Source organism: Lacibacter cauensis, assembly GCF_007830055.1.
GTDB classification, from domain to species: Bacteria; Bacteroidota; Bacteroidia; order Chitinophagales; family Chitinophagaceae; genus Lacibacter; species Lacibacter cauensis.
Genome location: NZ_VLLE01000005.1, coordinates 90,819 through 102,987, shown reverse-complemented (window position 1 = coordinate 102,987; position 12,169 = coordinate 90,819). Strand labels below are relative to the sequence as shown.

Sequence of the window (12,169 nt, the reverse complement as noted above, 5' to 3'; positions counted from 1 at the left end):
TACGCAGGCAGGAAGATACCATGACGATGTTTTAAAAAGAACCGTAAACAATCATGTCAATTCGTGAGGATTTCAATACTTTTAAATGCAGCAATTAACGGTCTGCATTTTTTTGTTTTAAACAGTTCAACTATTGTACATGAAACCAGCAACAATCAAACTGAATGTATTAACAGCACTTTTATTTACTGCATCGGCAGTAATGGCGCAACAAAAACCTTACGTAAGTACTCCTCCCGCAACATCGCCGATGGCGATGAAACCCGAAATGACCGAGATCTGGAACCCAGAAGTTAAAACCATTACCCCGGGTAAAAAAGACAGCGAAGCACCATCGGATGCAATCGTTTTGTTTGATGGTAAAAACCTTGATCAATGGGTAAGCCAGAGAGACAAAAACAAACCGGCACCGTGGAAAATAGTGAACAACGAATACATGGAAGTTGTACCCGGCAGCGGTGGTATTGAAACCAAACTATCGTTTGGCGATTGCCAGTTGCATATTGAATGGAGTGCACCCGATACGGTAGAAGCAGGCGGACAAAACCGTGGCAACAGTGGTATCTTTTTTCAAAACCGCTATGAACTCCAGGTGCTCGATTCCTATAACAACAGAACCTACCGTAACGGACAGGCAGGCAGTGTGTACAAAGACCAGGCTCCATTGGTCAATGCGATGCGTACACCGCTTGAATGGAATACCTACGATGTGATTTATACTGCTCCCCGTTTTAAAGCAAACGGCGACCTGGATGCACCGGCAAGAATTACTGTATTGCACAATGGTGTAGTGGTGCAAAACAATGCAACCATTGCCGGATTAACGCTGTATATCGGTCTGCACAACTACCCTGCTGCACATGGTGAAGATGTGATTTCGCTGCAGGATCACAGTTGTAAAACGCAGTTCCGTAATATCTGGATCAGACGTTTGTAAGCAACAAACGAAAAAGCATCGAACGGTTTAGCACTAAATCGTTCGATGCTTTTTTATTGCTACCTGTTGATGCCTTTCAGCCGGTTAATACCCGGCTGACAAAGAACCTTTTCTTTCTGGTACTGCATTTATTGTTTAATAATTCTGCTGTCGCCGCTTACAAACAAATTTTCCTGTGGTGGATTCCCTTTGTAATAGATGATACTTTTACCGCTTGCATCTGCAATAATCCAATGCACAACCTGCACTTTTGCAACCGACTCACCACTTGCTTCCACAGTAGCTTTTGTAACCGGTACAGCGTAAGCATCAATTCCTGAACGTCCGGATGCTTCTGCTTCTATTCTGTCGCTGGTACCTTGTGCCGTAATGAAAGAAATACCAGAAGCAAAGAGTTGCAGAAAAGGGGCATTTACATCCAGCTGCATGGTACTTTCTCCACTTACTTCGGCACGGAACGCATCGGGTTCGTTAAAGCCTTCTACACGACCAGTGGTTACACCGGTGAGCAGTACTTCTTTGAGCGAAGGCAACGTAACAGTTACCTGTACTTTTTTACGAAACGATCGGTAACGGGTAAAATCAATAATCAACTTTCCGTCGATCAAACGTGTGTGGATGTCGGCCAGGTCTCTCTCCTGTCCTGTTAAGGTTACACTGTAATTGGGCGAGTATTTTACCAATACTTCAAATTCGCCACCAAACTCTACTTTATTAAAATCCTGTACGGTAAGGGTACGGGTGGTAATCTGCATGCCTTCTTTGCGGCATGCTGTTAAGAATAAAACGAACAATAACGCAATCGCTGCGCCGATGTTTTTCAGGCTCATGATGATAAGGTTTTAATGATGAAAATCAGCTGCAAAGTTGCAGGCTTTCGTGCAATGAATTCACCACATGAATATGTGAAACTGTGAGCGCAATTACTTCAATACAAAACTTGTACAACTATTCACCTTACCAACAATTACATTGCGATTAGTAACACTCTTCTTCAACCATGTTCTTATCTTCAATCCACCACCATTCACACAATGCATGCGGTAGCGAATAATTATTGCAGAAATAAATGTGAGTATACCAATAAAACCAATTGCTGTTTCCACATTCAACAGATCGGCAATAATACCGGTAAGTATTGCACCAACGGCATAACCTAAATCACGCCACAAGCGAAAGATGCCGATGCTCTTTGCCCTGTCTTGCGGATGTGTATTTTCTGCAACCGTAGCCAGGAATGTTGGGTACACCATGGCTGTACCCCAGCCCAGTATTGCAGAGAGTAACACATACTGCAACATCGTAGATGCCCAAATAAGCAAGACCAATGCAATGGCCTGCAGCAACATACCGGTGTACAACATATCCTTCTTACAAAATTTATCGGCCATGGCACCGGTTACCAATTGCCCCAATCCCCACACAGCAGGATATACGGCTGTAACAATACCAATCTCTGCTATACTAAATCCTTTACCTGCAAGCACAATTGGAAAAATGCCCCAAGCCATACCATCGTTGAGGTTATTGATAAGCCCTGCCTGTGTTACTGAACCAAGATTTTTATTTTTCCATGTTGTATCCCAAAATATATTTTTTAAACGGGGGATGTTATTTGTTGCTGCTTCTTGGGTAACATGATGACGGGTGTCCCTGATTAAAAATATACTACTCAATAAACCCAGCACAGCCAACACAATACCCGTATAAAACGGATAAGGACGTATGCCATATTCACCCGCAATCCATCCTGTAAGAAAAGCAACCAGTGCAACAGCAATATAACCTGCAAATTCGTTCAACCCCATAGCAAAGCCACGTTGCTTTTCGCCAACAAGATCAATCTTCATCACCACCGTGCTGCTCCATGCAAGACCTTGATTGATGCCCAGCAATACATTGGCTGCAATAACCCAACCCCAGGTTGGTGCAAACATGAGCATGAAGGGAACGGGCAACCCAATAACCCATCCTGCAATCAATAAATTTTTTCTGCCGAATTTATTGGCCAATGTTCCCGTATAATAGTTGGTAATGGCCTTTACAATACCAAACACAATAATGAACGAAAGAATGGCTGTTTTAGCAGCAATAGCAAATTCCTGTTCGGCTATTTGTGGTAAAATAGAACGTTCGAGCCCCACCATACCACCTACAAAACCATTGATGATCACGAGCAGTGTAAACTGTTTCCAGTTTTCTTTTAAGCCGAGTTGAATCTGTTGCATGTGTTTGTTTACACAACAAAGTTGAAACGATGCAACGGCTATTCCTTTAACATATGATAAATAATCAGCGTTGTGAGCGGATGCGGCTGAGACTTACCTGTGTAATACCGAGGTACGATGCAATGTATTTCAACGGTACCCGTTGAATGATGTTGGGTTCTTCGTTGAGCAACGCTTTGTACCGCTCTTCGGCAGTATGAAACTGCAAGGCTTCAATACGGTTGACGGTTTCTACATGTGCAGCTTCAAATATTTTGCGGAAGAGGCGTTCAATTTCGGGATAGCGATCGTACAGCTGAAAGAGTTGATTGGCATCAATGGCAACAAGCTCAGCATCTTCCAGCACCTGTATGGCTTTGCGGCTGGGCCTACCTGTAAACAAACTTTCTACACGCACCAGGATATCATTTTCAAACGCAAAGCTTTCGGTTATATCAATACCATCTTTGTAGTAATAAATACGGGCTATGCCCTTGTTTAAAAAGTAAATGGTTTTGCAGGTATGCCCAATGGGTTGCAGATCGGTATGCTTTGCTACATGCAGCAGTTTGCAGATGTCGGCAATGGCATCCATTGCTTCCGCTGTTAACGGACTGAATTGTTTAAAGTATTGAAAGAGTTGCTGCATGTGCACTGCAAAGTACGAAGGTTGAAGGAAAGATCGTTGGGACGAAGTATTCATCAGGACAGCGATAGCCGTCAGACATTTAGGTATCTGTTGCTATCTGCTCAACTATAAGGCGACTGCACAACGATATCTCAAACAGCTACAAAACCACGAATTAGCCTAGTTCGTTCAAACGATGAAAGTCATTGTACGAATGGCACGAAGAGAAAAAAAAGCTAACGTTTTCCTGTTACTACATTTTTACAACCATGCCTGTTTGTTACTTATTTGCCTGCAGTAATCTTTTGCCAGGCACCAATATAATACACCTGCCCGTTGGCTACATAGGCAGAAACCAGGTAAGGTTCATATCCCTTTGCTTCCAATTCTTTTGATTTTGATTGTAGAGCTACATAGGTAAGTCCGTACCGTGCTTCCCACATAATACCCGGAATTTTTTGCCAGATGCAGCCATACTTTAATACGCCTGCATCGTAATACGCAAACAACTCTTTAGGGACATAGCCTTGTGGTGTTAGCTTATCAAAATAACTCTGAAATTCTGTTGCCGTTAAATTGTGTCTTGCTTCCCATGCAACTGCAGGTCGTTTTTCCCACACTGCTGCAAAAAGCGTTTCGCCGTTTTCACCGGTATAAGCAGATACATGCATGGGCATATATCCTTGCGGCGTGAGTTTATTAAAATAGGTTTGGTATTGACTGGCGGTTAAATTATGTCTTGCTTCCCATACTGCTGTTGGCCGTTTTTCCCAAATAGCAGAAAACACCAGTTTGCCGCTTACATTGTACACCGATACATCGGTTGGCATATAACCCATCGGCGTGAGTTTATTAAAATAATCCTGGTACTGCGCAGCTGTAAGGTTGCTGCGTGTTTCCCATACCGTTCCCGGCTGCAGATGCCACACGGGATTAAACTGCTGCACACCATCTACTGCAATAAAATTGATGGAGACGGGTTTGTAGCCTTTCGGCGTAAGTTCATTGAACAATTCCTGGTAATTCGCCATCGACAAATTCTGTTTGGCAATAAAGGTTTGTGCAGAGGCAGATGCAAACACTAACAACAGGGATACAGCAAATAAAAAACGCATACAATTGGTTTTGTGATGGTGAAGATAAAGAAGAACTACTACGCAAAGCCATTATCCCCTGACTCGGGGTCTGGTGTAATCGACCCTGAGTTGCAATGTATTAAAGCCCTTGAGCCACAGCATCAGAATCTGAATTTTAAAATAAACAATATAAACTAGTACGACCTATACCTACTTTGGAGTATTTCATAATTGTAACGAATGATAAGTAAATGCTATTTGCAAAACTGCTTCGCAAGCTGCTGGCTTTTGTCACCACTTTGTTATTTCCCTGCCTGCTTTTCATTTGCATCCGGCAACTGCCCGTAACTTGCACCAAATTTTAAAAAGCGTATGACCGTAGAAATCTGGAGTGATGTGGTTTGTCCGTTTTGTTATATCGGCAAACGACGTTTTGAAGAAGCATTGAAGGACTTTCAGCAAAAAGAAAACGTGGAAATTGTATGGCGCAGTTTTTAACTTGATCCTGATGGACAACCGGCACAGGGTACTGGCCTTAACCAATATTTAGCCGAACGAAAAGGCGTGAGCCTTGAAGAAGCAAAACAAATGAATGACTATGTTACTAACACTGCCGCCGCTGCTGGTCTCGATTTTCAATTAGAGAAAGCCATCATCGGCAATACATTCAACGCACACCGCCTGCTTCATTTGGCAAAAGAACAAGGGGTACAAAATGCAGTAAAGGAATTGTTGCTGAAAGCGTATTTCACCGAAGGAAAAAACATCAACGATACAAACGTATTGCTTGCTGTTGCAACAGCTGCCGGCATTGATGCCGCTCAAGCAAATGCATTACTCAACAGCAACGATTATGCAACAGATGTGTATGCCGATCAGCAGCGGGCACAACAAATTGGCGTGCGGGGTGTACCTTTCTTTGTGTTCAATAACAAATACGCTGTATCGGGTGCGCAGGCAACAACTGTGTTTACTGAGGTGTTGCAAAAAGTGTGGGAAGAAGAGCAACCGGTTACCGTGCTCGCAACAGACACTGCTGCCTGTGCCGTTGATGGCAGCAATTGCTGATAAGATTTCGACAACAGATGATTACTAAAAAAAACAAGATGAATAAAGTTTGGTTTATTACAGGATGCTCTACCGGCTTTGGCCGTTACCTGGCAAAAGAAGCATTGGAGCAGGGCTATAAGGTTGTGGTAACAGCACGCAAACCTGCCGATGTGCAGGATATTGTTGCAGCTTATCCGGATACATCCATTGCACTTGCGTTGGATGTAACGGATGCAGCACAAATAAAAACGGCTGTTGCAGCTGCTATTGAAAAGTTCGGACAAATAGATGTGTTGGTGAACAACGCCGGCATTGGTTATTTCGGCGCCATTGAAGAAAGCGAAGAGGCAGAAGTGCGCCGCATGTTCGAGATCAACGTATTTGGTTTGGCAAAGATGACGCAGGAAGTATTGCCGCATATGCGTGCCCGTAAGAGCGGACATATTCTCAACATCTCTTCTATTGGCGGTTTACGTTCGTTTCCCGGCGTTGGCTTTTACAATGCCACCAAGTACGCCGTTGATGGTTTCAGCGAAGCATTAAGCAAAGAAGTGGCTCCGTTGGGCATTAAGGTAACCATCATTGCACCCAGTGGTTTCCGTACCGATTGGGCGGGCCGCAGTGCGAAAGACAGTGCAACGGTTATTGCAGACTATGCAACCACTGCCGGTAAAAACAAAGGCGATATCCGTGGTTACAGTGGTAACCAGCCCGGCGATCCGGTACGTGCTGCCAAAGCGATGGTGATGATTACAGAAACAGCACATCCGCCGCTGCGTTTACTGTTGGGTGCTGCTGCGTTGAAAGGCGCACGTGCAAAAGTGGAAGAATTAAAACACGATATTGAAACATGGGCAGATACGAGTGAAGGTGCCGATTTTCCCAAAGCATAATACAAGCTTGATTAAAACGAAAAAGTTCCTGTTGTTAGATAGCAGGAACTTTTTTTATTGCTTCGCTGGATGAGACTGCTTTGTTCTTTAAAAGAAAACATCTTTACTTAACCTGATGATGAGAATACCAATCACCAACAGAAACACATAACGGATAAATACATTTCCTTTGAGGATTGCTGCTTTACTTCCAACGTAAGCACCCAGCATATTACAGCCCATCATGGGTAATGCAATTTTAAACACAACTGCGCCATTCATTAAAAAGCCAACCAGCGATGCTATATCGGCAATTGCATTTACTATTTTGGATGAAGCAGACGCATGCAGGAAATTCAACCCGGCAACACTTACAAAAGCAAACACCAGCAAACTACCTGTACCCGGACCAATAAAGCCATTGTAAAAACCAATAACAGCACCAATACCTGCACATACCAACAAAAACCGTTTGCCGCTGTATTTCACAGCGTGTACCGTTCCCAGATCTTTCTTTACAAATGTGTACACCGCCAATACAACAATAACAGCTAGCAGCAAGGGCTTAAACACTTCGGGTTTAATCAGCTCCATTACAAATGTTCCGCTGAAGGATGCAACAGCAGCCATTGATCCTGTTACCAACACCACCGTTGTATCCACACCTATTTTTGTGATGTATTGATAAGCTGCTACAGAAGTGCCGGCCACCGATGCAAAACGGTTGCTGGCAATTACCTGTACATGCGAAAGTTCGGGAAACAAAATCAGCAACAAGGGTACCTGTATCAATCCGCCACCTCCTACCACTGCATCAATAAAACCTGCAAACAGCGCACCGGTACATACAAGAACATAAAGCAGCCATTCATTCATGCCGCAAAATAAAGAAGAAATAAGGGCGTAAAAAAAGGGCATCCAATGGATGCCCTTTTTATTATTTGTACGGTTGTAATTAGCTTAAATGCTTGTTCAGGAATTTCGCCATATCAAACATAGATGCCTGTGCTTTGCCACCGAAAACAGGTTTCAGTTTTGCATCAGCATTGATCATACGTTTGTTCTTCGCATCCTGCAGTTTGTTTGCTTTGATGTAAGCCCAGATTTTCTTTACAGCTTCTGTACGTGGTACAGGCTTGTTACCGATTACTGCAGCGAGATCAGCACTTGGTGTAAGCGCTTTCATAAATGCAGCATTTGGCTTACGGGCTGCTTTCTTTTTAGGAGCAGCTTTCTTCGCAGCTTTTTTAGGAGCAGCAGCTTTCTTAGGAGCGGCTTTCTTTGCAGCTTTTTTAGGAGCAGCTTTCTTAGGAGCAGCTTTTTTTGCAGCCTTTTTAGGTGCGGCTTTCTTTGCTTTTTTTGTTGCCATTTGTTTTAGATTTTAGAATAAAAATGGGTAATAGTAATTGTTAACAGAATGAATTTAGGACAAATTTTATATTCCGCAATCATTCTCAAAAAAAGGTTTTTCAGAATGTGCATAAGCTGTGTTTTCATTGGGGAAATCGTTGTTTTTTCATCGTCTGTTTTATCCTCCAAAACGGGCTAAAATGGCTGCCGATTGCTGTACATAATTGCCGCCAAACAATACGGCATGCACCAGTAACGGATACAGCTGCGTAAGCTGTAACCTTTGCTGCCAAAGGGTTTCAAGCGGATAATGGTACTGATATGCTTCGTAAAAACGTTGATAAAAACCTCCAAACAAACAGGTCATACCAATATCCATTTCCCTATGACCGCAGTAAACAGCAGGATCAATGAGCGCCGGAAGCCCTCTTTCATTGGGGAAATGATTACCGCTCCATAGATCGCCGTGCAGCAATGCATGCGGTTCATTGGGAAAAAGAGAAGACATCCTCAAGCATACAGCTTCGGCATATTGCATTTCTCTATTGGTAAACTTACCCGCCTGCAATAACCGATTTATTAAAGGCAGTAAACGTTGTTCAGCATAGAACCCAGTCCAGCTTTGGGTTTCCTTGTTGCTTTGCGGTATACTGCCAATGTAGTTATTGGTTTTCCAGCCAGCAGTTGGTTGCGGCTGTGCATGCATTGCCGCTAATTGTTTGCCCATGTTTTCCCAATAGTGTTCGTCGGGTGTTGTACGTTCAATCCATTCCAGCAACAGGTATTGTGTTGTTTGTACAATACCGGTTTGTATGACCTGCGGCACACAAAAATGACTGTTGCTGCGCAAGGCATTCAATCCATCTGCTTCTGCAGCAAACATTCCGGGGTATAACTGCGCATCATTTATTTTTAAGAAATAACGTTGTGTAGAATTATACAGCAAGTATGCCTCGTTGATATCGCCACCTGCAACCCGTTGCGCATGCATAGCAGGCAGCTTACAGGCAGCAACAATCTCTTGTACAATCTGCATCATTCAAGAAAGCGTTTTACAATACGGATGATCACATTGAGCAGCACGCTTGCAAGGAGCATGGTTGTAAGCGGAAAGTAAAAACGAAAGTTTTCTTTTTCAATCCGTATATCGCCGGGCAGGCGACCGAGCCAATGCAGTTTATCGTGAAAGAAAAAAACCACAACGCCAATCAACAGCAACAATACTCCTGCAACAATGATCCATTTTCCTGTTTCGGCATTCATACATCAAACCTACAAAACCTTACAAACAAAAAGCCCTCCCGAAAGGGAAGGCTTTGTTTTTAAACCACCAACTGTTGAACCATCTGTAAACCTATAAATGTTTGTTTTTACCTTTTCCTTTAACGGCAACTCCGCCGCCAGCTTTACCCGCTTTTACTTTTCCTGCACCGGGGGCATAGGCCATTGTTTTCACTTTGCTTTTACCTAAGGCTAATTGCTTACCGTTATTGCCTTTATATTTTGCATACTTCACTTTGTAGCTGGCGTGGCGCAGATACGGTTTAGGCGCATTTACAACCACTTTATAGCCATTGTACAGGTTGTATGTACGGTAACGGCTTGGCAAGCCTGCCGAATAGATCCAGCGCCCGTTATTCAAATAAATGAACTGGCGCCTTGGCACATAGTAATAGGTTTCAATATCGGGCAGATAGTAGTATTCTACATAATCATACCCTGCCGGTCCCCAGGCGGGCTGCAGACCGATGTTGATATTCACCTGTGCTGTTGTTTTTTCTGCTGTAACTGTTCCGCATAAGAACAGAACAGCCATGATCAGTTTTCGCATAAAAACCATTTTAAAGCTTTGTGTTTTCAAAGTCAGTGCCAAAAATGATTTTCGATACCAACGATCTGGCTGCAGGGCGCTGTCAATCTGGCAAACAGACCTTATTTGGAACAGCAATTGAGAAGAGATTGCCAGTAAAAAAACCTTACTACAACGTATATGATACAGGAAAAAGGAACCATCTCGATTAACACGGAGAATATCTTCCCGATTATTAAAAAGTTTTTATACTCCGACCATGAAATTTTTCTGCGTGAATTAGTGAGCAACGCAGTGGATGCTTCGCAAAAATTAAAACGTTTGGCAAGTCTTGGCCATTATGCGAAAGAAACCGGCGATCTGAAAGTAAAAGTATCGGTTGATGCTGCTGCCAAAACACTTACCATTTCGGATAATGGTATAGGTATGACGGCAGATGAAATTAAAAAGTACATCAACCAGGTGGCTTTCTCCGGTGCTACCGAGTTCATGGAGAAATTTAAAGAAGCGAAAGATGCCAATGAAATCATTGGTCGCTTTGGTTTGGGTTTCTATTCGGCATTTATGGTGGCAGAGAAAGTAGAAATTCAAACACTCTCTTACCAGGACGGAGCTGCACCTGCAAAATGGACCTGCGACGGCAGTACCGAATTTGAAATAAGCGAAGGCAGCCGCACTGAACGTGGTACGGATGTGATCCTGTACATCAACAGCGAATCGGAAGAGTTTTTAGAAGAGAGCCGCATCAGCAGCATCCTCGATAAGTATGCAAAATTCTTACCGGTATCTGTGCAGTTTGGTACGAAAGAAGAAAGTGTGGAAGATGGTGTGGATGAAGAAGGTAAAACCAAGTATAAAACCGTTACGGTTGATAACATCATCAATAATACCAATCCTATCTGGACCAAAGCGCCCGGCGATCTGAAAGATGAAGATTATCTTGACTTCTATCGTGAGCTGTATCCCTTCAGCGAAGAGCCTTTGTTCTGGATTCACCTGAATGTGGATTATCCGTTCAACCTTACCGGTGTTCTCTACTTTCCGAAACTGAAAAATGATTTTGAAGTTCAGAAAAACAAAATCAAACTGTTCAGTCGCCAGGTATTTATTACCGATGAAGTAAAAGATATTGTTCCTGAATTTTTATTGTTGCTGCATGGTGTAATCGATTCACCGGATATTCCGTTGAACGTTAGCCGTTCGTTTTTACAGGCAGACAGCAATGTGAAGAAGATCAACAGTTACATCAGCCGCAAGGTTGCTGACAAACTCAGTGAACTGTTTAAGAAAGACCGCAAAGGTTACGAAGAGAAATGGAGCGACATTGGTTTGTTTGTAAAGTATGGTGCCATTTCTGATGAAAAGTTTTACGATAAAGCAAAAGACTTTTTATTACTCACCAATACCAACAACGAACATTATACCATTGAGGAATACAATGCCAAGGTGAAAGATTTTCAAACAGACAAAGACGGCAATCTTGTATACCTCTATACAGCAGATGCAGAGCATCATCACAGCTTTGTACAGGCAGCTACTAAAAAGAATTACGATGTGTTGCTGATGAACTCGCCTATCGATACACACTTTATTCAGCACCTCGAAATGAAACTCAACAAAACACGCATGAAGCGTGTGGATGCCGATGTACTGGATAAGCTGATTGAAAAGGCAGATACAGAAAAACATCAGTTAACAGAAGATGAGCAAACAAAACTGAAAGCAGTGTTTGAAAAAGCCATCAACAATCCTGCAATGAAAGTAGAGATTGAAAGTTTACCTGCAGAAGCAATGCCTGTAACCATTACCATGGAAGAATGGATGCGCCGCATGAAAGAAATGAGCAAGATGGGCGGCGGCGGTATGATGGGCTTTTATGGCAGCATGCCCGACAACTACAAAGTGGCGGTGAATGCCAACCATAAAATCATCAGCAAATTACTTGCAGCCGATGAAGCACAGCAAACAGCCATTGCAAAGCAAGCTTTTGATTTAGCATTGCTGGCGCAAGGCATGTTGAAAGGTGCTGATCTTACTGCGTTTGTTGAACGGAATGTGGAGGTGATTTAAGAAAATGATGAAGCCCTGAGCGCAGTCGAAGGGCGTTTGGAAGAATCGAGCGTAGTCGAGATTCGATAAAACGTACATATAACAAAGAGGGCCGATGCTACGCATCGGCCCTCTTTTATTTAACCCCCCCCTTTCTGTTATGTAGAAAGTTTTAGATGTTGCCACCCCT

12 protein-coding genes and 1 pseudogene are annotated in these 12,169 nt (G+C 43.1%); 4 read left to right on the top strand and 9 right to left on the bottom strand.

All coding sequences use genetic code 11. The features are described 5' to 3' along the window. The first annotated feature begins 139 nt into the window (after nucleotides 1-139). Nucleotides 140-937 (top strand): 3-keto-disaccharide hydrolase, encoded by a 798-nt coding sequence (locus IQ13_RS14105; RefSeq protein ID WP_144887035.1) that lies wholly within the window; start codon nucleotides 140-142, stop codon nucleotides 935-937. A gap of 128 nt (nucleotides 938-1,065) precedes the next feature. Here the strand turns inward: IQ13_RS14105 and IQ13_RS14100 are convergent, their stop codons facing one another. The 4 genes from IQ13_RS14100 to IQ13_RS14085 all read right to left on the bottom strand — a co-directional run bounded on the left by IQ13_RS14100 (nucleotide 1,066) and on the right by IQ13_RS14085 (nucleotide 4,887). Further along, entirely contained in the window at nucleotides 1,066-1,767 is a 702-nt protein-coding gene (locus IQ13_RS14100; protein WP_144887034.1) for a head GIN domain-containing protein, read from the bottom strand. A 93-nt stretch (nucleotides 1,768-1,860) separates the two neighbouring features. Beyond that, entirely contained in the window at nucleotides 1,861-3,165 is a 1,305-nt protein-coding gene (locus IQ13_RS14095; RefSeq protein ID WP_144887033.1) for an MFS transporter, read from the bottom strand. 64 nt (nucleotides 3,166-3,229) lie between these two features. Next, entirely contained in the window at nucleotides 3,230-3,793 is a 564-nt protein-coding gene (locus IQ13_RS14090; protein ID WP_144887032.1) for a Crp/Fnr family transcriptional regulator, read from the bottom strand. Between the two features lie 263 nt (nucleotides 3,794-4,056). Further along, nucleotides 4,057-4,887, bottom strand: coding sequence for a hypothetical protein (locus IQ13_RS14085; protein ID WP_144887031.1), 831 nt, complete (start codon nucleotides 4,885-4,887; stop codon nucleotides 4,057-4,059). Nucleotides 4,888-5,220: 333 nt separating this feature from the next. On the opposite strand from IQ13_RS14085, the pseudogene IQ13_RS14080 reads away from it, so the two are divergent. Both IQ13_RS14080 and IQ13_RS14075 read left to right on the top strand, forming a co-directional pair. Beyond that, a pseudogene (locus tag IQ13_RS14080) lies at nucleotides 5,221-5,916 on the top strand (DsbA family oxidoreductase). Between the two features lie 38 nt (nucleotides 5,917-5,954). After that, nucleotides 5,955-6,791: an oxidoreductase gene (locus tag IQ13_RS14075; RefSeq protein ID WP_144887030.1), complete on the top strand. Its 837-nt coding sequence runs from the start codon at nucleotides 5,955-5,957 to the stop codon at nucleotides 6,789-6,791. A gap of 87 nt (nucleotides 6,792-6,878) precedes the next feature. Here IQ13_RS14075 and IQ13_RS14070 read toward each other — a convergent pair whose 3' ends face one another. The 5 genes from IQ13_RS14070 to IQ13_RS14050 form a co-directional block, all read right to left on the bottom strand. Continuing rightward, entirely contained in the window at nucleotides 6,879-7,646 is a 768-nt protein-coding gene (locus tag IQ13_RS14070) for a sulfite exporter TauE/SafE family protein (protein WP_144887029.1), read from the bottom strand. A gap of 79 nt (nucleotides 7,647-7,725) precedes the next feature. Beyond that, nucleotides 7,726-8,139 (bottom strand): SWIB/MDM2 domain-containing protein, encoded by a 414-nt coding sequence (locus tag IQ13_RS14065; RefSeq protein ID WP_144887028.1) that lies wholly within the window; start codon nucleotides 8,137-8,139, stop codon nucleotides 7,726-7,728. A gap of 159 nt (nucleotides 8,140-8,298) precedes the next feature. Beyond that, entirely contained in the window at nucleotides 8,299-9,159 is an 861-nt protein-coding gene (locus IQ13_RS14060; protein WP_144887027.1) for a fructosamine kinase family protein, read from the bottom strand. Next, the gene (locus IQ13_RS14055; RefSeq protein ID WP_144887026.1) at nucleotides 9,156-9,383 is read right to left on the bottom strand and encodes a DUF2905 domain-containing protein; all 228 of its coding nucleotides are present in this window, start codon (nucleotides 9,381-9,383) and stop codon (nucleotides 9,156-9,158) included. The genes IQ13_RS14060 and IQ13_RS14055 overlap by 4 nt, the downstream gene beginning before the upstream one ends. Before the next feature lie 91 nt (nucleotides 9,384-9,474). Continuing rightward, nucleotides 9,475-9,951: a hypothetical protein gene (locus IQ13_RS14050; RefSeq protein WP_144887025.1), complete on the bottom strand. Its 477-nt coding sequence runs from the start codon at nucleotides 9,949-9,951 to the stop codon at nucleotides 9,475-9,477. Between the two features lie 159 nt (nucleotides 9,952-10,110). Here IQ13_RS14050 and htpG point away from each other — a divergent pair, with 159 nt between their 5' ends. Beyond that, a complete protein-coding gene (gene htpG / locus IQ13_RS14045) occupies nucleotides 10,111-12,000 on the top strand; it encodes a molecular chaperone HtpG (RefSeq protein WP_199758273.1) in 1,890 nt (629 codons plus the stop codon). Nucleotides 12,001-12,169 lie beyond the last annotated feature (169 nt).